General features: G+C 36.8%; 22 protein-coding genes and 2 pseudogenes. 17 read left to right on the forward strand and 7 right to left on the reverse strand.

What is annotated here, in order from left to right:
• Positions 1–3: 3 nt before the first annotated feature.
• Complete coding sequence (locus JCM15092_RS16400; protein WP_024992918.1) at positions 4–2,595, forward strand: glycoside hydrolase 5 family protein; 2,592 nt, start codon at positions 4–6, stop codon at positions 2,593–2,595.
• A gap of 126 nt (positions 2,596–2,721) precedes the next feature.
• Here the strand turns inward: JCM15092_RS16400 and JCM15092_RS14445 are convergent.
• The 4 genes and pseudogenes from JCM15092_RS14445 to JCM15092_RS00385 form a co-directional block, all read right to left on the reverse strand.
• Positions 2,722–5,957, reverse strand: a pseudogene (locus JCM15092_RS14445) (S41 family peptidase).
• 125 nt (positions 5,958–6,082) lie between these two features.
• A pseudogene (xyl3A, locus tag JCM15092_RS14450) lies at positions 6,083–8,676 on the reverse strand (xylan 1,4-beta-xylosidase).
• 265 nt (positions 8,677–8,941) lie between these two features.
• Positions 8,942–10,435, reverse strand: a complete 1,494-nt coding sequence (locus JCM15092_RS00380) for a butyryl-CoA:acetate CoA transferase (RefSeq protein WP_024992919.1) — start codon at positions 10,433–10,435, stop codon at positions 8,942–8,944.
• A 90-nt stretch (positions 10,436–10,525) separates the two neighbouring features.
• Positions 10,526–10,810: a hypothetical protein gene (locus JCM15092_RS00385; protein ID WP_024992920.1), complete on the reverse strand. Its 285-nt coding sequence runs from the start codon at positions 10,808–10,810 to the stop codon at positions 10,526–10,528.
• A gap of 507 nt (positions 10,811–11,317) precedes the next feature.
• Between JCM15092_RS00385 and miaB the strand changes: the two genes are divergently transcribed.
• Complete coding sequence (gene miaB, locus JCM15092_RS00390; RefSeq protein ID WP_439645886.1) at positions 11,318–12,736, forward strand: tRNA (N6-isopentenyl adenosine(37)-C2)-methylthiotransferase MiaB; 1,419 nt, start codon at positions 11,318–11,320, stop codon at positions 12,734–12,736.
• 91 nt (positions 12,737–12,827) lie between these two features.
• Here miaB and JCM15092_RS16745 read toward each other — a convergent pair whose 3' ends face one another.
• Positions 12,828–13,010: a PspC domain-containing protein gene (locus JCM15092_RS16745; RefSeq protein WP_084488398.1), complete on the reverse strand. Its 183-nt coding sequence runs from the start codon at positions 13,008–13,010 to the stop codon at positions 12,828–12,830.
• A gap of 141 nt (positions 13,011–13,151) precedes the next feature.
• Here JCM15092_RS16745 and JCM15092_RS00395 point away from each other — a divergent pair, with 141 nt between their 5' ends.
• The 7 genes from JCM15092_RS00395 to folK are packed head-to-tail and all read left to right on the forward strand — an operon-like array spanning position 13,152 to position 18,235.
• Positions 13,152–14,048 carry a class I SAM-dependent methyltransferase gene (locus JCM15092_RS00395; RefSeq protein ID WP_024992922.1) on the forward strand — a complete coding sequence of 299 codons (897 nt, stop codon included), beginning with the start codon at positions 13,152–13,154 and terminating at the stop codon, positions 14,046–14,048.
• Between the two features lie 2 nt (positions 14,049–14,050).
• Complete coding sequence (locus JCM15092_RS00400; protein ID WP_024992923.1) at positions 14,051–14,920, forward strand: cell division protein FtsX; 870 nt, start codon at positions 14,051–14,053, stop codon at positions 14,918–14,920.
• A gap of 21 nt (positions 14,921–14,941) precedes the next feature.
• Positions 14,942–15,196 (forward strand): DUF3098 domain-containing protein, encoded by a 255-nt coding sequence (locus JCM15092_RS00405; protein ID WP_024992924.1) that lies wholly within the window; start codon positions 14,942–14,944, stop codon positions 15,194–15,196.
• Positions 15,197–15,203: 7 nt separating this feature from the next.
• Positions 15,204–16,001 (forward strand): undecaprenyl-diphosphate phosphatase, encoded by a 798-nt coding sequence (locus JCM15092_RS00410; protein WP_024992925.1) that lies wholly within the window; start codon positions 15,204–15,206, stop codon positions 15,999–16,001.
• Positions 16,002–16,010: 9 nt separating this feature from the next.
• Complete coding sequence (gene truB / locus JCM15092_RS00415; RefSeq protein WP_024992926.1) at positions 16,011–16,715, forward strand: tRNA pseudouridine(55) synthase TruB; 705 nt, start codon at positions 16,011–16,013, stop codon at positions 16,713–16,715.
• Positions 16,716–16,724: 9 nt separating this feature from the next.
• A complete protein-coding gene (gene queA, locus JCM15092_RS00420) occupies positions 16,725–17,780 on the forward strand; it encodes a tRNA preQ1(34) S-adenosylmethionine ribosyltransferase-isomerase QueA (protein ID WP_024992927.1) in 1,056 nt (351 codons plus the stop codon).
• A complete protein-coding gene (gene folK, locus JCM15092_RS00425) occupies positions 17,780–18,235 on the forward strand; it encodes a 2-amino-4-hydroxy-6-hydroxymethyldihydropteridine diphosphokinase (RefSeq protein ID WP_024992928.1) in 456 nt (151 codons plus the stop codon). Before queA ends, folK begins: the two co-directional genes overlap by 1 nt.
• A gap of 139 nt (positions 18,236–18,374) precedes the next feature.
• On the opposite strand, the gene JCM15092_RS00430 is transcribed toward folK, so the two are convergent.
• Positions 18,375–19,754 (reverse strand): MFS transporter, encoded by a 1,380-nt coding sequence (locus tag JCM15092_RS00430; protein ID WP_024992929.1) that lies wholly within the window; start codon positions 19,752–19,754, stop codon positions 18,375–18,377.
• 259 nt (positions 19,755–20,013) lie between these two features.
• Between JCM15092_RS00430 and metK the strand changes: the two genes are divergently transcribed.
• From metK to JCM15092_RS00465, 7 genes are all read left to right on the forward strand, one after another.
• On the forward strand, positions 20,014–21,306 hold the full coding sequence (gene metK / locus JCM15092_RS00435; protein WP_024992930.1) for a methionine adenosyltransferase: 1,293 nt from the start codon (positions 20,014–20,016) through the stop codon (positions 21,304–21,306).
• Positions 21,307–21,370: 64 nt separating this feature from the next.
• On the forward strand, positions 21,371–21,958 hold the full coding sequence (locus JCM15092_RS00440) for an LOG family protein (RefSeq protein WP_024992931.1): 588 nt from the start codon (positions 21,371–21,373) through the stop codon (positions 21,956–21,958).
• A 170-nt stretch (positions 21,959–22,128) separates the two neighbouring features.
• Positions 22,129–22,767 (forward strand): DUF4271 domain-containing protein, encoded by a 639-nt coding sequence (locus JCM15092_RS00445; RefSeq protein WP_262501359.1) that lies wholly within the window; start codon positions 22,129–22,131, stop codon positions 22,765–22,767.
• Between the two features lie 4 nt (positions 22,768–22,771).
• Entirely contained in the window at positions 22,772–23,521 is a 750-nt protein-coding gene (locus tag JCM15092_RS00450) for a uroporphyrinogen-III synthase (RefSeq protein ID WP_024992933.1), read from the forward strand.
• Between the two features lie 84 nt (positions 23,522–23,605).
• A complete protein-coding gene (gene rnpA / locus JCM15092_RS00455) occupies positions 23,606–23,998 on the forward strand; it encodes a ribonuclease P protein component (RefSeq protein WP_024992934.1) in 393 nt (130 codons plus the stop codon).
• Positions 23,995–24,219 (forward strand): membrane protein insertion efficiency factor YidD, encoded by a 225-nt coding sequence (gene yidD / locus JCM15092_RS00460; RefSeq protein ID WP_439645887.1) that lies wholly within the window; start codon positions 23,995–23,997, stop codon positions 24,217–24,219. Before rnpA ends, yidD begins: the two co-directional genes overlap by 4 nt.
• A gap of 9 nt (positions 24,220–24,228) precedes the next feature.
• Complete coding sequence (locus JCM15092_RS00465; protein WP_084488385.1) at positions 24,229–24,879, forward strand: TatD family hydrolase; 651 nt, start codon at positions 24,229–24,231, stop codon at positions 24,877–24,879.
• Positions 24,880–24,889: 10 nt separating this feature from the next.
• Here the strand turns inward: JCM15092_RS00465 and JCM15092_RS00470 are convergent, their stop codons facing one another.
• The gene (locus tag JCM15092_RS00470) at positions 24,890–25,204 is read right to left on the reverse strand and encodes a DUF4890 domain-containing protein (protein WP_024992937.1); all 315 of its coding nucleotides are present in this window, start codon (positions 25,202–25,204) and stop codon (positions 24,890–24,892) included.
• 211 nt (positions 25,205–25,415) lie between these two features.
• Between JCM15092_RS00470 and tyrS the strand changes: the two genes are divergently transcribed.
• Positions 25,416–26,708, forward strand: coding sequence for a tyrosine--tRNA ligase (gene tyrS / locus JCM15092_RS00475; protein WP_024992938.1), 1,293 nt, complete (start codon positions 25,416–25,418; stop codon positions 26,706–26,708).
• Positions 26,709–26,936 lie beyond the last annotated feature (228 nt).

The following is a 26,936-nucleotide window of genomic DNA, read 5'->3' on the forward strand; positions in this document are numbered from 1 at the left end:
ATTATGAAAAAGATAATTGAAACTTTATTGATAGCCTCTTTTACAGTATTATCAATATCTGATATCTCTGCAAAATCGGGCGAGTTGGTCTATCAGGATTCTAAAGGAATAATACGTTGGAAATCAGACAAAACACCTATGGGGATATTTGGTGCCAACTATTGTATTACTTCTTCTTGTGACTTCCGCTCTGTTGGTTATGTAGGCAGAGATTATAAGAGTATGATAGATGAGGACCTAATTCATTTCTCAAGGATGGGATGGCAGGCCCTCCGTCTCTGTCTATGGGGTGATTGGGAATGTTGCGACAAAAATGGCAATCTTATTGAAAACGAGCATCTAGATGCTTTGGACTATCTGATTGCAAAGTCTTCTGAGAGAGAAATAGCTATGCTTCTCAGCCCTATTGTGACTTATAGCGCCGGCTTTCATGAGGCATACGACATGAAGTTCCCTGGACTTTCAGCCCACTATACTAAGGAAGAACTGATTACGAATCCTAATGCTCTTGCAGCGCAGTGCAACTATATGACTCAACTTCTCAATCATGTTAATCCGTATACTGGCAGGCAGCTTAAGTATGAGCCCTGGATTACATTCATAGAGTTGATCAACGAACCTGCAATGCTAATTGACAAGCCGTCTGAAACAATTCATTACATCAATAAAATGGTTGATGCAATTCGTAAGACCGGATGTCAAAAGATTACTTATTACAATGTAAGTCAGGATTTTCGTGTTATTCCTATACTTAAACAGACTAAAATCCAGGGAGGATCATATGCATGGTATCCTACTGGTTTGAACCATGGTTATACATTAAAGGGTAATATACTTCCATTTGTAGCATCGTATCCACAGATTAAGGAGGATATAGGCAGGCGCTCAAGGTTGGTATACGAATTTGATACTCCAGACGTTACTGAAGGATATCTTTATCCTGCAATGGTAAGAGAGTATCGAGAGGGAGGAATCCAGTTTACAACAATGTTTACCTATGATTTCCTTGCTACAGGTAGAATGAATCTAAGTTGGCAGACACATCATCTCAACATGGTATATACTCCCGAAAAGGCTGTCAGCTCTATTATTTCTGCAGAGGCAATGAATAAACTTCCTATTGGAAAGGATTATGGTGAATATCCTGAAAATAGTCAATTTGATGATTTCCTTGTAGATTATGATAGGAGGTTGAGCCTATACAATACAGATAAAGCTTTGATGTATAGTGCAGATATACTGGATATATCACCAAAGAATCCTACTGCGTTAAAGAGAATTGTAGGTTCTGGAAGTTCAACATTAGTTAAGACTGTTGGTAATGGTATCTATTTCCTTGACAGAATAAGTAATGGCATGTGGAGAATGGAGGTTCATCCGAATATCTTTGAGGTCAGTGATCCTTATATGAATCCAAGTATTACACGCCCCTCTTATCTTGTAGATAATCAGCCTCGTCAGTTTAAATTATCACTTCCCGGTATCAATGGTAATACTGTAGTTAAGAGACTTGATGGAAAGGTGGTTGATTCTCGTGATAATAAAATTATTGTTTATCCTGGAGTATATATAGTATCCGATAAAGACTTCGCTATGGTTGATCTTCCTAAAAAAGTTGGTGGAATCAAAATGGATGAATTTGTTACAGCAAAGCCTTCAATGCCTGAGAAACCAGTTCTTATATTTAAACAACCTCAGGAATTTATAGCGGGCAAGCCATCCACTGTGACTTGTAAAATTTACTCTGCTGAGCAGCCTGAGTCTGTTACTATGTTTACAGGAGTAGGCCTTTGGGGAAGTAGACGTATTACAATGAAGCAGACAGGATATCATATGTATTCAGCAGAGTTTCCAGTGTCTGAGAATCCATCGGTTCAGGAATATCGTATCGGCATAACTGTTGCTGGAAAGAAGTACCTTTTCCCTGATGAAATTTCACTTTATCCTGATGATATAGGATTTGACTCAGCAACGTCAGGATATAAGGTGAAGATTGTTGATACTAAGTATAGTCCACTAAATGTATTTAGTGCTGAAAATGATAAGCAGCTTGATTTCTCAAGATATTATAACAGTGTGGTTTCAATAATGAATACTCCTAAGTTTGAAAGACATACTATTTACGATAGAAAAAGTGAGGCTGCTGTAGAGATAGCTTATGATTCTTTTGTTGGAAGTTTGTATCCCGGACCTGCTGATATATCATTCTCGAAATACATTGTATCTGAACTTAAAGCTAGAACAAATGCCAAGGTTCTTCCTATTGGTCTTAATATGGAAGCCTCAGGCAAATGTAAAGTGAAAGTGATATTTACACAATCAGACTGTAGATCATGGTCAGTAGAGGTTCCATTAACTGAGAAGATGGCTGAGCATAGCGTGTCTTTGGAAAGCCTTGTGCCGGATGACGCAGCAATGCTTCCTCGAGATTTCCCTGGAGTATCTTCTTATTTCTATCCAAGACTTAATAAGCTAGGTGAAACAATAGATTGGTCGAAGGTTGAGAAATGTACAGTTTCTCTTCGTACAGAAGGCCTTGACAATCCAAAGGAAAATGGCGTTTTGAGAGTAAAGAGTATTGAGCTGACTTATTAACTTTGTGTAAAATACAAAAGGAGGAATTTCCAACAGGAAATTCCTCCTTTATATTAAAGTAAGCCTTAAGCATAAATTATCTTAGGTGGTTTAGTTCACTTTATATTTACGCATTAAGTATATCATTTATTCTACTCCAAGATCCTTATATGTTCTTGGTGCCGGAACTCCAGGAAGAGGTTTTCTATCCTTCAACTCATCAAGTATTACCTCGATGGCTTTATTAAGTTGTTCATCCTCTCCCATCTCCTCTTTGATAGGGTTGTTATCAATTAATATGTCTGGGTCTACGCCGTGGTTCTCAACAATCCATTTCCCACTCTTGGCATCATAGTTTGTGAAGAAAGGAACGCGTATATCAGTGCCATCCATATATGGTAATGAGCCACTTATACCAACTATACCTCCCCAAGAACGGGTACCAATGACTTTGCCTATCTTTGTAGCCTTGAAACTCCATGGGAAGAGATCACCATCTGAGGCGGAATACTTGTTTATAAGTAGGACCTTTGGTCCATATAGTGTAGCATCAGGTATAGTTCCTGTTTTGGTCGTGGTACGGTACATAGTCATACGATACGGATCTCTGAGCAGTCTCTCAATAATCATTGGCGATACATTACCTCCTCCATTAGCGCGGTCATCTATTATAAGTGCCTCCTTATCAAGCTGTGGGTAGAAATACCTGGTAAACTCATTAAGTCCATCAGACCCCATATCAGGTATATAGACATATCCTACTCTTCCGTTTGTTGCTTTCTCTACCTTCTTAATATTATCCTGCACCCAATTATAGTGATAAAGAGGATATTCATTATTGATAGGCTTCACGACAACTTTTCTTGCTCCTGAGAGAGATGGCGTACTATTAACTGAAAGCTCTGTTAATACATCTGCTTTTCCTATAAGAAGTGAATAGATGTTTGACACACTGTTTGTTGGGACTCCATTAATTGCAACAATGTATTCTCCTTCCTTTATGTTCATTCCAGTTTCGGTGAGTGGCGAGCGTAGTGAGGTGCTGTATGGTGCTCCAGGGATTATCTTCTCTATTTTGAAGAAACCGCTATTATCTGCTTTAAGCTCGGCTCCAAGAAGTCCCATATCTATTTTATCAGGTTTGTTGTATTCACCCGGGCTAACATAAGCATGTCCACAGGCTAGCTCTCCTATTAGTTCTCCAATTAGGTAATTAAGGTCCAATCTGCATTTTACGTATGGAAGCATTACAGCATATTTATCTTTTAATGCTTTCCAATCGGCTCCATGCATATTTTCTAGGTAAAATCCATCTCTATAAGCTCTCCAAGCTTCGTTGAATATCTGCTCCCACTCTTTTTTGTAATTAATAGGTGCAACCAAGTCTTTTAGGTCTACTGCCTCATCCAAAGAAACTTTTCCATGAGGTGCGTTTAATACATAGATAGACCCTCTCTTGAACAGCATTATCTTCTTTCCATCAGGAGTGAATTTAAATGAGGTATTATCAGCGATGAATTCATCTTTGCCACTCTCGAAATAAAATACTTTTGTCTGTCCATCTACATTGTACCAAAGGTCTTTTCCATCGGAATATAGGTTATAGTAGTTTCCTGTAGGAAGAGGAAGCTTAACAATTCTTTGCAGCATATTTTCTGGATCAATCTGTGTAGTGACAGACTCCTTACTATCCTTTGATTTGCCCTTGCTATCTTTAGAAGCAATATTAACACTCTGTTGCACATCTCCATCTTTTGGAAGGAAAGGTGATGGAGTGGTTGATGCTAAAGGTACTAAGTAGAGGCCTTTCATTGTGGTATAAGCATGGTTCCATTCTGTACGGCTATATATTGGGCTCAGATCACGTTCGGAGCTGAATATTATATATTTGCCATCTGTACTGAAGGTCGCATTTCCGGAGTTGTACCACTTCTCTGTAACAGGAAATTCCTTGCCGCTCGTCAGATCTGTTACATAGACAATATCCATGTTGTTCTTGCCCGATTTGGTATATGTTATCCAACGGCTGTCAGGTGAAAAACTGAATTCATAAAACTCTCCTTCTGGATTTTCTATAATAGTCTTTTTGCTCTTTGAAGCTACGTCGACCATAAGTATACGGTTCTTCATGTCAGAATATGCAATGCTCTTGCTGTCAGGAGACCAAAGAATTTGACGTATATATGTATTGTTGTCTTTTGTGAGTTGTATAGCCTCCCCACCTTCGGCAGGCTGTATATATACCTCATTTTCCCCAGTAGCATCAGAGATATAAGCTATATACTTACCATCAGGCTCCATTCCGCTTCACGTTCATGAACACCGGTTGAACGGGTTAAATCTTTAGTGACACCTTTAGAAACAGGCACATTGAACACTTCGCCACGGGCAGTCACTGCAATTCTTTTGGCATCAGGAGAGATGCTTGCTTCTGTGATATTGTTCTTTACATTTTTCAGGATATCTCTGGCATCGTTTCCCTCAGCGTTAACTGTAATGCTGATCTTCTCAGCTTTTCTTGTTGTAGGATCGAATTTGTAGATATATCCTCCATTTTCGAAGACAATAATCTTTCCGTTACTACTTGGGAACTTTATATCATACTCCTTAAAGTCAGTAACCTTCTGTGTAGTCTTGCTTACTGTATTGTATGAGAAGAGGTTCATTGTCCTGTTGCGGTCGGAAATAAAAAATATCTCATCCCCTATCCACATTGGGATTATATCCTGAGCGATATTGTTTGTTACATTCTCAACACTCTTATTCTCAGGATTGTATACCCATATGTCATCGGCCATTCCTCCTTTATAGTATTTCCATGTACGGAACTCTCGGAATACGCGGTTGTATGCCAACTTCTTTCCATCTGGCGAGTAAGAGCAGAATCCTCCTTCCGGAAGTGGTAGCTTATCAGACATACCTCCTGAAGGTGATATACTCCATAACTTACCTGCGAATCCGTCACTTATTCTATTTCTGTAGAGAATTTTCTTTCCATCCGGCGACCATGTCATAACAACATTATTTGGTCCCATTCTGTCTCCTAAATCATCTCTGCTGTTTGTTGATGTGTATGTAAGACGTACAGGTTCTCCTCCTTTAGCAGGAATTATATATACCTCTCTATTACCATCATATTCACCTGTGAATGCGATAGACTTACCATCCGGCGAGAAACGTGCGAACATCTCGTATCCAGGATGAGATGTTATTCTTTGCGACTCACCTCCGTTAATAGAGACTTTATATAAGTCGCCAGCATAAGAAAAGACTACGTCCGAGCCATTTGTAGCGGGAAAACGTAAAAGTCTTCCTTCATCAGCAGCTTGAGCCAACGATGTGGTTCCAACCAATAAAAAAGATAAAAACAAGTTTCTTTTCATAAGAAGATTCTTTTTTGGTCAATTTATTTGATACAAATTTAAAAATAAATCCGAATGATTAACATTTAACTCATTTATTTAGAGATAAATGCTAATATCCGGATTTACGAATTATGTAATAAGAATTATTTTATTTCGACATTGATACTCTTCATGTTGGCATCATCCGAACTGTTCCCAATTAATATCTGGAAGTTACCCTCTCTTGTAGACATCACATTGTTCTTCTCATCCCACCATTCAAACTGCTTAGGAGCCAATGTAAGCTCAACCTCAGTAGTAGCTCCTGCAGGAATGTTTATTCTCTTGAATGCTCTAAGCTCTTTTATAGGTCCTTGAGCATCGTCTGTTCTCTTGAGATATAGTTGTACAACTTCATCTCCTGATAACTTACTGTTGTTTGTTACAGGTATAGTAACCTTAAGAGCCTCATTTCTGCTTATAGTGCCTGATGATAACTTAGGCTGACCATAAACGAATTCAGAATAGCTTAATCCATGGCCGAATGCAAATAGTGGTGAGCCTTTGAAGTATCGATAAGTACGGTTGTTCATGTTATAATCTTCAAAATCAGGTAGCTGCTGAGTATTTCTGTACATTGTTACAGGAAGGCGTCCTGCAGGATTGTAATCTCCGAAAAGAACCTCTGCCACAGCCTTGCCACCCTCTTGTCCAGGATACCATGCCTGAAGGATAGCCTGACAGTTTTCAGTCTCTTTCTCTATTGCTATAGGAGAGCCTGAGCAGCATACAAATATAACTTCTTTCCTGCATTTTGGAGGCTCTCAATCACTCTTCTTTGTATCATAGGAAGTTCTATATCAGTTCTGTCACCTCCACGGAATCCAGGAAGGTTAACGCCCATCTCCTCTCCTTCTAATGATGGAGAGATGCCTCCTACAAATATTACGGTATCAATGCCCTTTAGTCTTTCAATAGTCTGTGGAATATCAACTTCACGTTTGAAGCCAAGGTCGAAATCTAGCTGTGCATCGCCTGAACTATATTTGAAGTTTAGGACAATATTATATTTCTTGCCTTTTTCAACTGTAAGAACTTTAGAGAATTTTCTTCCTCCATGATCTTCTCTGTATTTACCAATAATTCTTCCATTTACCTCAATTTCAAGATTTCCGCGAAGATATGTCTCGAATACAATATCTCCATTACTATCTGCTGTATATTGAGATTTGTATCGTGCTGAGAAATCAGTCAGATTTACACCAGGAGCAAATACAGTTGCTCCGGAAGTACAGAAACGGAAAGGAATAACTACATGAGCAGCTACATCAGGTTTACCTGATTGTGTTGTGTTATTCCAATATTCAGCGCTGAATCCGGTCTTTCCGTTTGATGAGCACATGTTGAATACACTTTGTATAATTCTGTCCTCTACCCAGCTGCAAACTTGGTCGTATACAATCTTTCTGCTATTGCCGGCAATGCTCTTTATTCCATCTAATATGGTAACTGTTGACCTAGGAGTTCCGTTATAGTTTCCCCATTGCATAACCGAGTCGTTAGCATTTGGGCCAATGACAGCAATAGTTCCACCCTCTTTTGATAGAGGAAGAATGTTGTTTTTATTCATAAGAAGAGTCATAGACTCCCTGGCAGCTTTCAGTGCTATAGAGTCATGTTCAGCAGAACATACTACTGAATAAGGTATCTTAGTCCATGGAACAAGAGCAGGGTCATCCATCTCACCAAGTTCAAAGCGAGCTTCTAACAATCTCTTAACAGATCTGTCTATATCGCTCTCCTTAATCATTCCTTTTTTAACTCCTTCTGTAAGTGAAGCATAATTTGGTCCACATTCAAGGTCTGTTCCACTAAGCACAGCAGCAGAAGATGCTGATGGACGGTCTTTATGTGTTTCGTGAGCTCCTTTAGTGTAGAAATCGGATATAGCCCAACAGTCGGATACAATAATTCCTTTATATCCCCACTCCTCTCTAAGGATATTTGTAAGCAGTCTGTTATTGCCACAGCAAGGTTCTCCTTCGAAGCGGTTGTATGCACACATCACCTCTTTTACATTGGCCTCTTGTACAAGAGCCTTGAATGCAGGAAGATATGTCTCATAAAGATCTCTTGGAGATATATTTTCGGCATTGAATGAATGTCTATTCCATTCTGGGCCGGAATGAACAGCAAAGTGTTTAGCACAAGCATGCAATTTGTCATATTTGCTATTGCTTCCATTGCCTTGCAAAGCGTTTACAACATTTACGCCCATAACAGATGTAAGATATGGATCCTCTCCATAAGTCTCAATACCTCTACCCCATCTTGGGTCTCTGTATATGTTTACATTAGGAGTCCAGAAAGTTAGTCCTTGATATCTTTCGTACTCTCCTTTTGAAGCAAAATAGGTGTTCTTTGCTCTTGCTTCGTCAGATGCTGCAGTGAAAACATCGTATATAGATTTATCATCGAATGTTGCTGCTAGACCTATTGGCTGAGGAAATACTGTAGCGAAGCCACTTCTTGCAACTCCATGTAGAGCCTCGTTCCACCAGTTGTACTTCTTTATACCTAAATGTTCAATAGGCTTTGATGAATCCATCATCATTGACACTTTCTCTTCCAAAGTCATTCTCTTTAACAGGTCATCAGCTCTATCTGATGGAGAAAGGGTATTATCCTTGTACGATTGTGCAAAAATATTACTGGCCATAAAGAGGGCAAGTGATATTGATATTAGTCTGTTCTTCATAGAAATATAAATATGTTTTAATTACAAAAATATTAATGTAATTGTAGTAAAACAAAAAACGACACTATTTTAAAGATATTTAGTAAAGGGGTTCTTTACATAAGTTTTTCATTTTCACTCTTTTGATAGATGCATTATTACAATTGAGTAATATAAAAAATGAGTCCGGAATAAATCCGGACTCATGAAGTATGAAGATAATTGTTATACAACTTTTGAGTATAGCTCCATTAGAAGTTAAAAAATAGTTTGAGTTGGTATACTATTATTTATAATCTTCCCAATTTGTTAAGCGCATATCTCCTTTCTTAAGGAATGTGTCGTGCATTGCAAGAGAAGCCGACATAGTATGAGGAGTCTGTCCTTTTGATGCGAATTTAACATAATCCCAAAGAAGATTCTTGTAATCCGGGTGTGCACAGTTCTCTATAATTGCTCTTGATCTCTCAATAGGGCTCTTTCCACGTAAATCGGCAACACCCTGTTCGGTAATTACTATATTTACTGAGTGCTCGCTATGATCAAGGTGAGACACCATAGGTACTATAGAGCTTATCATACCATCTTTTGCAACTGATGGGCAAGTAAATATAGAGATATATGCATTTCTAGTAAAATCTCCTGAACCTCCAATTCCATTCATCATCTTTGAACCACAAATCTGAGTAGAGTTTATATTTCCATAGATATCTGCCTCTATAGCAGTATTTATAGATATGATACCAAGACGACGAATAATTTCAGGATTATTTGAGATTTCTGATTGACGAAGAACAAGTTTGTCATGGAAGAAGTCCATGTCATTGTATATTCCTTGTAGGCAATTATTTGTTACGGTAAGAGAACATGTACTTCCGAATTTAATTCTTCCCTGACGGATAAGGTCAATTACAGAATCCTGAATAACTTCAGTGTACATCTCAAATGCAGGAATAGTATGGTTACGTCCCAGTGCTCCAAGAACAGCATTTGCAATGTTCCCTACTCCACTCTGAAGAGGAAGGAATGTTGAAGGGATAATTCCTCTCTTCATGTCTGCAGCGAGGAAGTCGGCAACATTCTGACCGATCATATCAGTAATAGGATCCGGTTTTGTAAATGAACGTGCTTCATCAGGCTTATTTACCTCTACAACACCAATAATCTTCTTTGGATCTACCTGTACATAAGGTAATCCTATTCTATCACTTGGCTTATATATAGGAATCTCTCTTCTGTAAGGAGGATCTAAAGGCTCATAGACATCATGAAGCCCCATCATATTCTTGCTATGAGCTGAATTTAATTCAATGATTACCTTGTCGGCCAATTTTGCAATTGTTGGAGCAATACCTCCGGCTGCTGTAAGGTAAACTTTACCATCAGGCGTAATTTCGCATGCTTCAAGTATGGCAACGTCTACTTTACCCATGAAACCGTATCTTAGCTCTTGCGCCATTTGAGAGAGATGTATATCATTGTATGCAATCTCACCATTGTTAACTGCTTTTCGGAAATCGCTATTTGTAGTGTATGGAGCTCTGTATCTTATTGCTTTTGTTCTAGATAAGATACCATCGGTAGCATCACCAGTAGATGCACCTGTAAAAATTCCGACTTGAAAAGGATTACCTTTTGAATGTTCTTCTTCTGCAATCTTGGCTATCTCAGGAGTCACAGCTTTTGGTGTTCCAGCGGGAGTAAAGCCGCTAAGACCAATATTAAAGCCGTGTTTTACATAACTTGCAGCTTCTGCTGCACTAATAACTTTAAATACCATGATATTGATGCTGTTTTGAAATAGGGAATAACTTAATATTTGCGATTAAATATTTCAGAATAGATAAAAGCTCTTTTCGCTTCGCTTAGACTATTTAATGAAATAACTTTTTTTTGTCGTTGTTTTTTCACTCACTTTTGTATCTATCTTTGGAGTGGTAGTAGTAAAAGACTTTTCTTTTGCTTGATGGATATCAATATACGCTTTTTGATTTTTTAACGTAGTGTTTGTTGCAGTATCTTGTGTATCATAAGATATGACACTTCTATATTTCTTTTGTTCTGGTCTCTCAGCCTTCGTTGGAGATTTAAATGATTTATTTACATACTGGAGGATTATAAGAGTTACTATCCCTATAATAAATATAAGTTCCATATATATATTCTTAATTTTTTAAATTGATATCCAAAGATAGAGAATTATTATAAAAAAAGGTATGAGGTTGAAATTATTTTATTGATTTATAAATAATATTGTTTTAATTATCTTTTATTTTTAATAAATATATAATTTCTTGACAGGCTTTCTTTGATTACTACTGTCAGTAAAAAGAGATTATTTTTATCATTTTGATTGAGATTCAATCCAAAAAATAACAAAAGAAAAAGGAAGAGAACTTCACAGTTGTCTTCCTCTATTTTTTAACCTAAACCTTAACTATGAAAAAATCTAATGTTTTTCGGAGGCAAATATATGTTTTATAAATTATCAAAAGAAATCTCAATGACAATAATTACTGGTATTATGATATTTTAACACAAATACTCCTTTTTTTCTATTGAATATGTAAGAATATGTATAAAAATCAATGAATCTAATTAATAATATGATATTTATCACTTGAAATATTGGAACAAATTTTTTCATAAAATTGGAAAGCTGATGCAAAATAGAATTGCTTTACATTATCTTTGCACAAATTTTAATATTGATAAATATATGACAGGAGTAGACTTAAAATCTGCAACTGAACAAGAAAACAAAAAATTGTTCATTGAAACTTATGGATGCCAGATGAATGTGGCTGACAGTGAAGTAATTGCTTCAATTATGCAAATGGCAGGTTACACAATGTGTGATTCTATTGAAGATGCTGATGCTGTGTTTATGAATACTTGTTCTATACGCGACAATGCGGAGCAGAAGATTCTTAACAGACTTGAGTTCTTTTATTCACTTAAGAAGAATAAAAAGAGAGATCTTATAGTTGGTGTTCTCGGGTGTATGGCCGAGAGAGTGAAAGATGATCTTATTGAAAATCATCATGTGGACCTTGTTGTAGGTCCGGATGCATATCTTACTCTTCCTGAACTGGTAGCAGCTGTAGAGGCTGGTGAGAATGCTATCAATGTTGAGTTGTCAACAACAGAAACATACAAGGATGTTATACCATCAAGGATATGTGGAAACCATATATCAGGTTTTGTATCAATAATGAGAGGTTGTAATAACTTCTGTCATTATTGTATTGTGCCATATACTCGTGGCCGCGAAAGAAGCCGTGATGTGAGAAGTATTCTTGGAGAGGTTAGTGATTTAGTTGCTAAGGGATATAAGGAAATTACTCTACTTGGGCAGAATGTAAATTCATATCGTTTTGAAAATGAGGGTGAGGTTATTACTTTCCCGATGTTGCTTAAAATTGTTGCTCAGGCAGCTCCAAAGACAAGAATACGCTTTACAACTTCACATCCAAAGGATATGAGTGATGAAACTCTAAATGTGATTGCAGAGATGCCTAATGTATGTAAGCATATTCATCTTCCGGTTCAGAGCGGTAGTTCGAGAATTCTTAAGCTTATGAATAGAAAATATACACGCGAGTGGTATTTGGAGAGGGTAGAGGCTATTCGTAAAATAATTCCGGGTTGTGGTTTAAGTACAGATATCTTTTCCGGATATCATTCTGAAACAGAAGAAGATCATCAAGAGTCTCTATCACTTATGGAAATCTGTGGATACGATTCGGCTTTCATGTTTAAATACTCTGAACGTCCTGGTACTTATGCATCAAAGAATCTTCCTGATGATGTCCCTGAGGATATTAAAATAAGAAGACTAAATGAGATTATAGAGCTACAGAACAGACTCTCGGCTGAAAGTAATAAAAAAGATATCGGCAAGACTTTCGAAGTCTTGGTTGAAGGAGTATCTAAAAGATCAAAAGATCAGCTCTTTGGAAGGACTCAGCAGAATAAAGTAGTGGTATTCGATAGAGGAAATCACAGGATAGGTGATTTCGTAAATGTACGAGTCACAGAGTCAAGTTCTGCAACGCTAAAGGGAGAAGCTATTAATTAATTTAACAATCCTATTCGATAATAAATTTGAATAGGTTCAAATAATATAAGGTCATACCAATACTATTAAAAGTTAATTGGTATGATCTTTTTTATCTCTTATGTGGAATAACAGCCCAAAGAATAAGATAGATTATTACTCCTGAAAATATAGTGAATATAGTTAATAGTGCGTATATAACCCTTATAACAGTAGGATCGCAATTTAAATATTCAGCAATTCCGCCGCATACACCTGCAATTTTTTTTATCTTCTGAAAGATACAATTTTTTATTTTCCATAATTAAATTATATAATATTTACACAAATATATCGTTTTACAATAAAATGTTAATTCTTTTACTCTTAAAAGTACTTAAAAGAAGGCGGTTATAATTTAATTTATTTGTTAATTTGCAGGAAATTAGGGAAAATAGTGGATACTCTTAATATAAATATTTGTCCTATATGCGGCAATAACCATTTCTTACATGAATTAAATTGTGTAGATCATTATGCTACGGGCGAAAAGTTTGAGTTACTCAAATGTTCAGAATGTGGATTTGTCTTTACCCAGGATGCTCCTGATGAGAGTAAGATAGGTAGGTATTATGAAACTCCTGATTACATATCTCATAGTGACACTACTAAAGGATTGATGAACCGTGTATATCATTGGGTAAGAGAATATATGTTGCGTCGCAAATCCTCTCTTGTTGTAAATGAATCGAAGAAAGCCAATGGCTTGATTCTGGATATTGGTACCGGAACAGGTTATTTCAGTAACAAGATGAAGAGTATTGGATGGGATGTCAAAGCAATAGAGAAGAATCCTCAAGCCAGAGACTTTGCCAAACAGCATTTCAATTTGGATGTTGATGATGAGAACTCTTTGGGCTATTATGAGAGTGGGTCCTTTGATGTTATCACGCTTTGGCATGTAATGGAACACTTGCAAAACCTTAATGTGACATGGGAGACGTTGGGCAGGCTCTTGAAAGATGATGGAGTCTTGGTAGTTGCTGTCCCAAATCCAACTTCCTATGATGCCAACTATTATAAAGAGTGGTGGGCAGCATATGATGTACCACGTCATTTATGGCATTTCTCTCCTGATGTTATGAAAAAGTTGGGAGAGAAGCATGGTTTTACTCTTAAGAAGAGCTATTCTATGCCTTTTGATGCCTTTTATGTATCAATGTTGACAGAGAAATATAAGAAAAATCCACTCTCCTTTTTGAAAGGTCTTTGGGTTGGTTTTTGTGCGTTGATTTCAACATTTGGCTGCAAAGAGAAGAGCAGTTCAATGATTTATATATTTATAAAGAGTTAATTATGAAGCGGAAATCGGTTTCTTTTTTTGATATGCAATTTATTATATCAAGCATAAGTACAATGTTGGTACTTCTGTTGCTTGGAATTGTTCTCTTTTTTGTTTTATCAGCAAACTCATTGTCAACATATGTACGTGAAAATATAAGTTTCTCTGTGCTGCTGAGTGATGAAATGAGCAGATCGCAGGCATTAGATTTTCAAAAAGAGCTAAATAAAAACTCTTTTGTAAAAGAGACAAAATATATTTCAAAAGAAGATGCACTTAAAGAGCAGACAAAGGCGATGGGAACAGATCCTGCTGAGTTTCTGGGATACAACCCTTTTACCTCATCTATAGAGATTAACCTCAATGCAGATTATGCCAACTCCGATAGTTTGAAATGGATTGAAAAGTCAATCAAGATGAATAAGAAAGTTCTTGAGATAGATTATCCTGATGATCTTTTGGAACTCGTTAATGATAATATAAGGAAGATAAGCCTTGTGCTGCTTGGTTTGGCTGGATTACTTACATTAATATCTTTTGCTCTTATAAACAATACAATACGTCTGACTGTATATTCTAAAAGGTTTATAATTAATACAATGAAACTGGTGGGAGCGAAGTGGAGTTTCATTAGAAAGCCTATCTTATTAAAGCATGTATGGATTGGCATAACGGCAGCTATATTGGCTGATGCCATATTGTGCGGAATGGTATACTTCCTTATAGGATATGAGCCTGATATTGTTGAGATAATTACTACTCTGAACGTTGTCATTGTTATGGCATCTGTTTTTGTGTTCGGAGTACTTATAACTTCTGTATGTGCTTATTTCTCTATAAATAAGTATCTTAAGATGAGCGCAAACAACCTTTATTACATCTAAGCAAATAATTATTTAATAAATATGGATAGAAATAAATTGGCATTTGACAGAATAAATTATATTCTGATTGCTATAGGAATGGTTATCATAATAGTCGGCTTCTTTCTGATGTCCGGACCCTCTTCTACAGAGACACATTTTGAGCCTGATATATTCAGTGCCCGTCGTATAAAAGTAGCACCTGCTGTCTGCTTTTTCGGATTCATATTTATGATATATGGTATACTTCATAAAGCAAAGAAAAGACATGAAATAGAAGATAATCAGGATAAATAAGTAATATATGAATTGGTTTGAAGCTTTAATCCTTGGCTTGCTTCAGGGATTTACAGAATATTTACCGGTGAGTAGCAGTGGTCACCTTGCTATTGCATCGTCACTTTTTGGAGTTAACGCAGATGATAATCTCACCTTTACTATTGTTGTCCATGTGGCAACTGTTTTAAGTACTCTTGTTATTCTTTGGAAGGAGATAAATTGGATATTCAAGGGACTTTTTAAGTTTGAGATGAATGATGAGACAAAATATTTTATCAATATAGTAATCTCTATGATTCCAATAGGAATTGTCGGAGTATTATTTAAAGATTATGTTGAGGAGGTTTTTGGATCGGGACTTCTAATTGTAGGCTGTATGCTTATTGCTACTGCACTATTGCTTACTTTTTCTTACTATGCAAAACCTAGAATGAAAGAGAATATAGGAATGAAAGATGCTTTCATCATTGGACTTTCACAGGCATTAGCGGTATTACCGGGTCTTTCTCGTTCTGGAACAACAATAGCTACCGGACTTATGTTGGGAGACAATAAAGCTAAGTTAGCGCAATTCTCATTCTTGATGGTTATACCCCCAATTTTGGGAGAGGCCTTGCTTGATGGTATGAAAATTATGAAAGGAGCAGCTACTGATGAGGCTCAGATGTCACTTTTTGCTCTGCTTATCGGTTTTATTGCTGCTTTTGTAGCAGGATGTTTAGCATGTAAATGGATGATTGACATCGTAAAAAAAGGGAAATTAGTATATTTCGCAATATATTGTGCTATAATTGGTACTATCACAGTAATTTGCTCTATATAAAATTATTTGATGAATTTTAAGGAAGGAGAAATTTTATATTTCAATAAGCCACTAAAATGGACATCGTTTGCTGTTGTCAATAAGGTAAGATACTCTATCTGCAAAAAGATTGGTGTAAAAAAGCTTAAGGTAGGACATGCAGGAACTCTTGATCCATTGGCTACAGGAGTGATGATATTATGTACTGGTAAGGCTACAAAACGTATTGAGGAGTTACAATATCATACTAAGGAGTACGTTGCAACCATCATGTTGGGAGCAACAACACCATCTTATGATTTGGAAAAAGAGATCGATGCTACATTTCCGGTTGAACATATTACTAAGGAATTGGTTGAAGAGGTATTGAAGAGATTTATCGGAAGCATTGAGCAGGTTCCACCTGAGTTCTCTGCTTGCAAGATTGATGGTGCACGTGCATATGAGCTTGCAAGAAAAGGAAAGGAGGTAAACCTTAAACCTAAGACTCTTGTTATAGATGAGATAGAGCTTTTAGAATGCAATTTACCAGTGATAAAGATCAGGGTAGTATGTAGTAAGGGAACTTATATAAGAGCTTTGGCTAGAGATATTGGTGAAGCTTTGGATAGTGGAGCACATCTTATCGGTCTGATGAGGACAAGAGTTGGAGATGTCACACTAGATAAATGTTTGGAAGTTGATGAATTTCCTGAGTGGCTTGATAGCCAAGAAATTGAAATAACAAATGATTAATATATAAAGATGAAACTGTCGCAATTCAAATTTAAACTGCCGGAAGAAAAGATTGCTTTGTATCCGACAACTTACAGAGATGAATCTCGCTTAATGGTGATACATAAATCAACAGGTGAGATTGAGCACAAATTGTTTAAGGACATTTTGGACTATTTTGATGATAAAGATGTGTTTATCTTTAATGATACAAAAGTATTTCCTGCTCGCCTGTATGGAAATAAAGAGAAGACAGGAGCTAGGATTGAGGTATTCTTACTTCGCGAACTCAACGAGGAACTTCGCCTGTGGGATGTACTTGTAGATCCAGCAAGGAAGATCAGAATCGGAAATAAACTATATTTTGGCGAAGATGATTCAATGGTAGCCGAGGTTATAGATAATACCACATCAAGAGGACGTACGCTTCGTTTCCTCTATGACGGCCCTCATGAAGAGTTCAAGAAGGCACTATATGCTCTTGGAGAACCACCATTGCCAAGTTTCATAAGCCGTGAGGTGGAGAAGGATGATGCAGAACGCTTCCAAACTATTTATGCTAAGAATGAAGGTGCTGTAACTGCTCCAACTGCCGGTATGCACTTTAGTCGTGAGCTAATGAAGAGAATGGAGATTAAAGGTATCGATTTCGCTTACATAACTCTTCATGCAGGTTTAGGTAACTTCCGTGATATTGATGTAGAGGATCTTACAAAACATAAGACAGACTCAGAACAGATGGTTATCAACTCTGAGGCATGCAAGATTGTAAATAATGCTAAGGAAAAGAACCGCAATGTCTGCGCTGTAGGTACTACTGTAATGAGAGCTGTTGAAACTGCTGTAGGTACAGACGGTCATCTTAAAGAGTTCGAAGGATGGACTAATAAATTCATATTCCCTCCTTATGATTTCAGCGTAGCCAACAGTATGATAAGTAATTTCCAGATGCCACTTTCAACACTGCTTATGTTAGTATGTGCTTATGGAGGTTACGACCTTATAATGCATGCTTATGATATTGCATTGAAAGAGGACTACCGATTTGGTACATATGGTGATGCAATGCTTATCCTTGACAAATAATGGCTATTGCATATCTTGGTCTTGGAACAAACTTAGGTAACAAAGATGAAAATCTGAATGGTGCCGTAGAATATATTAGAGAGCGGGTAGGGAGAATAAACTCCCTCTCCGCTTTTTATGTTACTGAGCCATGGGGATTTAAATCGGAAAATTCATTCCTTAATGCTGTATGCTCTGTGGCTACAGATATCTCTCCTATAGAACTTCTTTATATCACAAAGGAGATAGAGAAGGAGATGGGTCGTAACAAAAAGAGTGTAGATAAGATTTATAGTGACCGCATAATAGATATAGATATCTTGCTATATGATGATTTGATAATGCAGAGCGAGGAGCTTACTATACCACATCCAATAATGACAGAAAGAGATTTTGTTATGATACCATTAGCCGAGATTGCTCCGGAACTTGTACATCCTGTTCTAAAAAAGAAGATGAAGGAGTTTTTAAAATAGCGATTTTAAAGCCTCCTTCACATATATCCATCTGTAGATATTGCCGTCATTTATCAGGCAATATTGAAATTGTAGCAAATATTTCTTCTTCACCTATATTTTCTATTGATGTGGTCTAAAACTTTTTAGCAGTCACATATCAATTAACTCTTCTCCTTACAGGAGATTTCTGGGTAACTCTTACTAAACTTATTACAGCAGCAACCAGTGCAAATGTCATTGCTAGAAGTATGCATGCTGCTGATTTTTTTCCTAAAGGCAACAAACTGAATATGAATGCAACAAGCGAAGTACCAAGTGTCTGACCGATTAATCTTGCCACTCCAAGCATTCCGCTAGCTCCTCCACTTCTGCTCGGAGGTGTAGACGAAACAATAGTTACATTGTTTGGTGTCTGGAACAGACCGAATCCGAACCCACAAAATGCGATTCTCCAAATTATATTTAATGCTGAAGGGTCATCAGGCAACATATAAAGCATAAATAGTCCGAAGGCAAATATGCCCATTCCACTTGCTCCTAATATACCTGGATGAATCTTATCAATAAGCTTGCCGCCTAAAGGAGCGGAAATCATGTTTGCTATAGGCCATGGTGTGAGCATAGCACCAATCTCTACCGGATTGAAATGCAGTACATTCTGTAAGAAAAAAGGCAGTGATATCATAGCAAGCATTTGTGCCGAAAATGAGACGACAGATGAGCTTATAGAGAGTGAAAATATTGGAATCTTAAGAAGATCTACAGGAAGGATGGGGTTACTCTGTTTCAACTCTCTTTTTACAAGCATATATCCTATTGATAGGAAAAGGATAAACTCGATTATAATAATGCTTATATCTTTTCTGTGAGCTATATCCTCAAGGGCTAAAATAAATAGTCCGAAAGTCAGCGCAGTCTGTAAAGCTCCAATTTTATCAAACTTATGTGTTCCCTTCTCTATATTTTCAGGAAGAAGTTTTCTACCTAAAACAAAAGCTAATATGCCTATTGGGATATTTATCAAGAATAGCCAATGCCAACTAGCTATGGAGAGGATGGAACCGGCTATTGAGGGTCCTGCTGCTGCAGATACTGCTATAACCATGGCGTTAATTCCCATTCCTCTTCCAAGAAATTCCGGAGGATATATGAGTCTTATTAATGCAGGATTTACACTCATGATGCATGCAGCTCCCATACCTTGTATGATACGCGCTATGGTAAGAGTGACGAAATCGTTGCAGAGTGCACAGGAGAATGAGGCGACTGTGAATAGAGAGACACCCATGAGGAATATTCTCCTATATCCATAAATCTCTCCAAGTGATGACATAGGTAGCAATAATATTGCAATCACTAGCTGATAAGCATTAATTAACCATATTGATGTTGACGCTGAAATATGAAAGCTCTCTGTAAGTGTTGGTAGGGCAATATTCATTATAGTGCCGTCTAGGACAGACATCACAATGGCAAGTAACACAGCGATTATGGCTGAATATTCCTTGGGAATAAATAGTATTCTTCTATCTGACATAACCTATTAATAACATGGCTATAGCATAATAATCATGTCTAAGTTTTAATTATTATAAATAATTTTGTGCGAAGATAACTAATAAAAGAATTATAGTTATCTTTGCAGCCATAAAACAGTGGAGAGATTTGAGTAGCTTGCAACCACGGAAAAAAATGCTAAAACATAATAGAAAATTTCTGTATTTTATTCCTACTCTTACTACCTCCCATAATTTTTTACAATAGAAATTAGTTATTAATTTTTAATCAATCAGAAAATGGGATATTTATTCACATCCGAATCTGTGTCTGAAGGACACCCCGATAAAGTGGCCGATCAAATATCGGACGCTGTGCTTGATAAACTGTTGGCTTACGACCCCAGTTCAAAAGTAGCTTGCGAAACTATGGTTACTACTGGACAGGTAGTATTAGCTGGAGAAGTGAAAACAAATGCTTATATTGACCTTCAACGTGTAGCTCGTGAGGTTATTAACCGCATCGGTTATACAAAGAGCGAATATATGTTTGACGGAAACTCTTGTGGAGTACTTTCTGCTATTCATGAGCAGAGTGCTGACATTAATCGTGGAGTTGAACGTGAGAACCCTATGGACCAAGGAGCCGGCGATCAGGGAATGATGTTCGGTTATGCTACTAATGAGACTGAAAATTATATGCCTCTTTCACTTGACCTTGCTCACAAGTTACTTATGGTACTTGCTGATATACGTCGTGAGGGAAAAGAGATGACATATCTTCGCCCAGACTCAAAAAGCCAGGTAACAATAGAATATGATGATAACGGTAAACCTGTACGTATAGATACTATCGTTGTATCTACACAGCATGATGAATTCGTCACTCCTTCTGATGGCTCTAATGAGGCTCAGTTGAAGGCTGATGAAGAGATGCTTGCTAAAATTCGTAAGGATGTTATCGAGATATTGGTTCCAAGAGTTATATCTGAGATATCTAACGAAGATATTATCGCTCTTTTCGATGAGAATATCAAATATCATGTAAATCCTACCGGTAAGTTCGTTATTGGTGGTCCTCATGGTGACACAGGTCTTACAGGACGTAAGATTATTGTTGACACTTATGGTGGTAAGGGTGCTCATGGTGGTGGAGCTTTCTCAGGAAAAGACCCAAGTAAGGTGGACAGAAGTGCAGCTTATGCAGCACGTCATATTGCTAAGAACATGGTGGCAGCAGGTGTAGCCGATGAGATGCTTGTACAGATATCATATGCTATCGGTGTGGCACGTCCTATCAACATCTACGTAAATACTTATGGACGTAGCAATGTTAATATGGGTGACGGCGAAATAGCTAAGAAGGTAGACGAACTGTTCGACTTGCGTCCAAAAGCAATTGAAGAGAGACTTAAATTACGTAATCCTATATATGAGGAGAGTGCTTCATATGGTCATATGGGACGTGAACCGAAGATTGTCAAGAAGACATACACTTCTCAGTATCACGAAAAAAAGACTGTTGAAGTTGAACTTTTCACATGGGAGAAACTTGACTATGTAGATAAGATCAAGAAAGCGTTTAATCTATAATAAAACATGGTTTTACGAGCGGGCAGTCATTATCAGCAGGCTGCCCGTATTTTTTATTTTCGATATGAATGATATAAAGAATGTATGCGTTTATAGCGCTTCCAGCACAAAGATTGATAAGAAATATTTTGATGCAGCGGAAGATTTAGGCAGACTTCTTGCCAAGAACGAAATTAATCTTATTAATGGAGCTGGTTGTCTTGGACTTATGAAGGCTGTAGCTGATGCTACGTTGGAAGACGGAGGAACTGTAACAGGAGTAATACCTCATTTTATGGTGGAACAAGGGTGGCATCATAAAGGGCTTACCAAGCTTATCGAGACAGAGAATATGCATGAGAGAAAGCAGCTGATGGCTGACCTTTCGGATGGTGTGATAGCTTTGCCTGGTGGCTGTGGAACATTAGAGGAGCTTCTCGAAATTATTACATGGAAACAACTTGCTCTATATCTAAAACCTATAGTCATACTTAACATTGATGGTTTTTTCGATCCATTGTTAGAGATGCTTGATAGGGCCATTGACGAGAATTTCATGCGTATAGAGCATGGAAATATATGGCAAGTTGCCACAACTCCTGAGGAGGCAATAAATTTTCTTTTCACTACGCCTAAATGGAGTAAAGAAATACGTAAATTTGCAGCGATATGAGTGATAGCTGTACAACTGGTCTGACATATCTATTTCATTGTTATGAGGAGACTCATACCGAGATATACAATGCAATAGCCGAAGATGCTTATCGTTCTACCTCTAAGGATGGGATGGTAGGAGAGCCTCTTCCATATCAGTTGCGCTCTGACTGGATGGTCACTTCACTAATGTTTATCTGCTTTGTTCTTGTCTCTTACGTGCTCATGCGTTCAAGCAAGTATATTCAAAGCCAGTTTTCATTCTTCTTCTCTAACAAGGATAGATATGGGCTTTTTGATAATAATACCTCTTCGGATGTAAGATATGCATTGATACTTTTAAGTCAGACTGTACTCTTTTCCGGTTTCTGCCTATACGATTTCTTCTCTACTTATGACAAGTTTCTATTCGCATCGGTACCCCATGTCTATTTGCTTTTGTTGTTTATAATAGTTATAGCACTTTTTATACTTATTAAGTGGGCAGTTTATATGTTTATAAATTGGATTTTCTTTTATAAAACTAAACAAAAGCTATGGATAAGTTCCTTTTCCAGCGTTATAATTTGGAGCGGATTTTTACTTTTCCCCATTGTCTTACTTATTGTTTATTTTGATTTAAATGCGCAGATTTCTGTTATTTTATTTGTAATTGTCATCCTAATTGGTAAAATATTATTATTTTATAAGTGTTTTAGTAACTTTTTTAATAAGTTTTATGGTATTCTCCATTTAATTCTCTACTTTTGCGCCTTAGAAGTTATCCCTGACCTAATTTTATGGAAAAGTATACTTCTAGCTAACAACAGTTTGGTTTTAAATTTTTAGTACATTGAAAATAAAAAAAGTCCTTGTTTCTCAGCCAAAGCCGACTTCTGAGAAGTCTCCTTATTATGACATAGCTGATAAGTACGGCGTAAAGATTGTATTTCGTCCGTTCATAAAAGTTGAGAGTCTATCGGCAAAAGAATTCAGACAAGAAAAGGTTTCTATTCTTGATCATACTGCAGTTATTTTTACTTCACGTCACGCTATTGATCATTTCTTCAATTTGTGTAGTGAGTTGAGAATCACTATACCTGAGACAATGAAATATTTCTGTAATTCAGAAACAATAGCATTATATATCCAAAAATATATTCAGTATCGTAAGAGAAAAGTGTTCTTCGGAGCTACTGGTAAATTCGCTGATTTGGTGCCTACAATAATGAAGCACAACACAGAGAAATATTTCGTTCCTATGTCTGATGTGCATACTGATGAGATAAAAGATATTCTTGACTCAAAAGGTATTGAGCATACTGAAGCTGTTATGTATCGTACAGTTAGTAATGACTTTACTCCGGAAGAGGAATTTGATTACGATATGCTCCTATTCTTCAGTCCTGCAGGGATTAATTCTCTATTGAAGAATTTCCCAGATTTTGAACAGAAAGATATCTCTATAGGTTGTTTTGGACCTGCTACAGCTAAGGCTGTAAAAGATGCAGGATTACGTCTCGATCTTGAGGCCCCTACAGTAGAGTCTCCTTCTATGACAGCTGCATTGGATAAATTTATTAAAGAGAGCAATAAGAATTAATATATTGTTATATTAAACCAGGGGTATTGAATCAATAAATTTGTAATTTTGTGATTCATTACTCCTGGTTTTTGTTGTATATATATGGAAGAAAAAAGAGAGAAATTACTCAAATCTGAACGACTTGATAGCAAGAAGGCAATAGAGATGCTTTTTGGCAGTAGGAACAGCTCTTTCCCGGCTTATCCTATCAGAGTTGTCTATATGCAGGTTGATAGTTCGCTGAGTAAGGACTATGCTTCTATATTGATAAGTGTACCTAAGAAGAAATTTAAGAGAGCTGTAAAGAGAAACCTTATAAAAAGACAGATCAGAGAGTCATACAGAAAGAATAAGCATATTCTTATAGACAAGTTGGTTGAAAAGGATAAAAAGCTTGTTTTGGCTTTTATTTGGCTTGATGTTTCAATTTATGCCACATCTGTAGTAGAGGAAAGAGTAAAAAAGATACTTCTTCATATTGTAGATACATTATGATTAAAAAAGCGATTGTTTTTATATTCCTATTGCCGATATATTTCTACAGAAAATTTATATCGCCTATGACTCCTCCTTCTTGTAGGTTTGTACCAACATGTTCAGAATATGCTGTTGAGGCGCTGAAGAAATATGGTCCAATAAAGGGTTTATACCTTGCAATTAGAAGATTGCTACGTTGCCATCCATGGGGCGGTAGTGGATACGATCCTGTTCCATAATCAATAGATATGATTCAGCTGATAGACATACATACTCACTGCTACCACGAAGAGCGATTGAATTCAATCCTTAGTCATTCAGCGCTTGATACAGAGATTCCTGATGATGTCAGGTACATTTCTTTATCTATTCATCCATGGTATCTTACTCAAGATAATATATCACTGCAACTGCAATACATAAAAAATGCTATCTCAATCGACAAGAGAGTTGTGGCAATAGGTGAGTGTGGCATTGATAAAGTATGTGACACTCCTTTAGGACTTCAGATGGAGGCTTTTGAAGAGGCTGCAATGCTTGCTCGTGACAATAATCTCCCTCTAATAATTCATTCAGTAAAGTCATCAAATGAAATAATTCAGCTAAGGAAAAAGATCGGTGAGGATAGCATATGGATTATGCATGGCTTTAGAGGTAAGAAAGAGTTGGCTTTAGAATATATCAGACATAATATAAATCTCTCTTTTTGCGAGAAATATAATACAGAAGCACTTGTGGCATTGCCACTAAATAAAATTTTTCTGGAAACTGATGAAAGTAAGCTATCTATTGATGAGATTGCTGCAAAGATTGCATCTGACTATGGAGTCAGTGTAGAAAAACTAAAAAAGGAAGTAGCAGGAAATATATCCAGATGCTTCCCTTTCATAGGTTTATGAGACTCTCTTCTTAGTTTTCTCTATTAGGGATCATCTCATGGTATTTCTTATATTGCTCTTCTGTAAGAATCTCTTTTAATTTCTTGTCGAAATTCTCAAATTTTTTCTGCATCTCTTCCATTGAAGGCATTTCAGCTTGTCCGTCCATTTTTGGGAATAGAGCTTTCCACTCTTTCATGAAGTCAGCAGTTTGCTTCTCGTTAAGACTAAGATCTTTTGTTATTTTCTCTCCAACCTTGTTCATGTCCATTTGAGGTTCTTGAGCAGAAATAGTTGCTGTACCGAGTAAAAGCACTGCAGCTACAAGTAATAATTTTCTTTTCATAATATTAATTTTAAAGTTACAGTATGTTAGATAGTTATTATATAAAAAAGTTTAATCGGGTATTTCAATTTTTTCCCCAAATATATTGATTTAATGATAATGCATATCATAATTTGGATTATCTTTTTATCTTAATTCTGCAGCATTAATATTTTATCTTTATCTTTGTACTTACAAATTAAAAATCAAACAATTAATATTTAATCATTCGATGAATTTTGTAGAAGAATTAACTTGGCGTGGAATGGTGCACACAATGATGCCTGGCACCGAAGAGATACTTAGCAAAGAACAGGTTACAGCATATGTCGGAATCGACCCTACAGCAGATTCTCTCCATATAGGTCACCTTTGCGGTATAATGATGCTACGTCATTTCCAACGTTGTGGCCACAAACCAATGGCTTTGATTGGAGGAGCTACAGGTATGATTGGTGACCCTTCAGGAAAATCAGCAGAACGTAACCTTCTTGATGAGGCTACGCTTCGTCATAATCAGGAATGCATAAAGAAGCAATTGGCAAAATTTCTTGACTTTGAATCTGATATTCCAAACAAAGCAGAATTAGTAAACAACTACGATTGGATGAAGGACTTTACTTTCCTTGATTTCGCTCGTGAAGTTGGAAAACATATCACCGTTAATTATATGATGGCTAAGGACTCTGTTCAGAAACGTCTTAATGGTGAGGCAAGAGATGGTCTTTCTTTTACAGAATTTACTTATCAGCTACTACAAGGTTACGACTTCTTACATCTATACGAGACAAAGGGATGTAAGCTTCAGATGGGTGGCTCTGACCAATGGGGTAACATAACTACCGGAACTGAACTTATCCGTCGTACAGTAGGTGGCGAGGCTTTTGCACTTACTTGCCCTCTGATTACTAAAGCTGATGGTGGTAAATTTGGCAAAACTGAGTCTGGTAATATATGGCTTGACCCCAAATATACATCTCCATACAAGTTCTACCAGTTCTGGTTGAATGTAAGTGATGAGGATGCAGCAAAATATATCAAGATATTCACTTCTATAGGAAAAGAGGAGATTGATGCTCTTGTTGAAGAACATTCACAGGCTCCACATCTTCGTATTCTCCAAAAACGTCTTGCTAAAGAGGTGACTATAATGGTTCACTCTGAAGAAGATTACAATGCAGCTGTTGAAGCTTCTGGCATATTGTTCGGAAATTCTACTTCAGATGCATTGAAGAAACTTGATGAAGATACTCTTCTTGCAGTTTTCGAAGGTGTACCTCAATTTGAGATATCACGCGAACTCTTGTCTCAGGGAGTTAAGGCTGTAGATCTTTTCGTTGATAATGCCCCTATTTTCGGTTCAAAAGGTGAGATGCGTAAACTTGTACAGGGTGGAGGTATTTCGTTGAATAAAGAGAAGCTAACGGCCTTTGACAAGGAGATTACTGCAGTCAATCTATTGGATAATAAGTTCCTTCTTGTGCAGAAGGGTAAGAAAAACTACTATTTGGTTATTGCGAAATAGTAGTTTATACATAAGAGTAACGGTTTATTCCGATATTTATGATCCCATAACCTATCAAAAAGGTTATGGGATTTTTTATCTATAGGGTTTGTTAAGTAATCTTTGTAACTCGTTTCCTAACTTTATAACTGTCCATAAATGAACATTTTAAACTTAAAACGTAGTTGATTAGGTAATTTTATAAATGCTCAGCCATTTTATATAGCTTTTCTGTTAAAAAATAATTAA

The sequence above is a fragment of the Phocaeicola paurosaccharolyticus JCM 15092 genome, from assembly GCF_000613805.1.
In the GTDB taxonomy this organism is placed as follows: domain Bacteria; phylum Bacteroidota; class Bacteroidia; order Bacteroidales; family Bacteroidaceae; genus Phocaeicola; species Phocaeicola paurosaccharolyticus.

Coding starts and splice junctions, on each gene's coding strand:
- JCM15092_RS00470 (WP_024992937.1), bottom strand. CDS start 25,204: ATGAAAAGAAAATTATTACTTGTAGCTGCAGTGCTTTTACTCGGTACA.
- JCM15092_RS00430 (WP_024992929.1), bottom strand. CDS start 19,754: ATGTCAGATAGAAGAATACTATTTATTCCCAAGGAATATTCAGCCATA.
- folK (WP_024992928.1), top strand. CDS start 17,780: ATGGCTATTGCATATCTTGGTCTTGGAACAAACTTAGGTAACAAAGAT.
- queA (WP_024992927.1), top strand. CDS start 16,725: ATGAAACTGTCGCAATTCAAATTTAAACTGCCGGAAGAAAAGATTGCT.
- JCM15092_RS00440 (WP_024992931.1), top strand. CDS start 21,371: ATGAATGATATAAAGAATGTATGCGTTTATAGCGCTTCCAGCACAAAG.
- JCM15092_RS00405 (WP_024992924.1), top strand. CDS start 14,942: ATGGATAGAAATAAATTGGCATTTGACAGAATAAATTATATTCTGATT.
- JCM15092_RS00410 (WP_024992925.1), top strand. CDS start 15,204: ATGAATTGGTTTGAAGCTTTAATCCTTGGCTTGCTTCAGGGATTTACA.
- yidD (WP_439645887.1), top strand. CDS start 23,995: ATGATTAAAAAAGCGATTGTTTTTATATTCCTATTGCCGATATATTTC.
- JCM15092_RS00385 (WP_024992920.1), bottom strand. CDS start 10,810: ATGGAACTTATATTTATTATAGGGATAGTAACTCTTATAATCCTCCAG.
- metK (WP_024992930.1), top strand. CDS start 20,014: ATGGGATATTTATTCACATCCGAATCTGTGTCTGAAGGACACCCCGAT.
- JCM15092_RS00380 (WP_024992919.1), bottom strand. CDS start 10,435: ATGGTATTTAAAGTTATTAGTGCAGCAGAAGCTGCAAGTTATGTAAAA.
- rnpA (WP_024992934.1), top strand. CDS start 23,606: ATGGAAGAAAAAAGAGAGAAATTACTCAAATCTGAACGACTTGATAGC.
- truB (WP_024992926.1), top strand. CDS start 16,011: ATGAATTTTAAGGAAGGAGAAATTTTATATTTCAATAAGCCACTAAAA.
- JCM15092_RS00400 (WP_024992923.1), top strand. CDS start 14,051: ATGAAGCGGAAATCGGTTTCTTTTTTTGATATGCAATTTATTATATCA.
- JCM15092_RS00465 (WP_084488385.1), top strand. CDS start 24,229: ATGATTCAGCTGATAGACATACATACTCACTGCTACCACGAAGAGCGA.
- JCM15092_RS00445 (WP_262501359.1), top strand. CDS start 22,129: ATGTTTATCTGCTTTGTTCTTGTCTCTTACGTGCTCATGCGTTCAAGC.
- JCM15092_RS16400 (WP_024992918.1), top strand. CDS start 4: ATGAAAAAGATAATTGAAACTTTATTGATAGCCTCTTTTACAGTATTA.
- tyrS (WP_024992938.1), top strand. CDS start 25,416: ATGAATTTTGTAGAAGAATTAACTTGGCGTGGAATGGTGCACACAATG.
- miaB (WP_439645886.1), top strand. CDS start 11,318: ATGCAAAATAGAATTGCTTTACATTATCTTTGCACAAATTTTAATATT.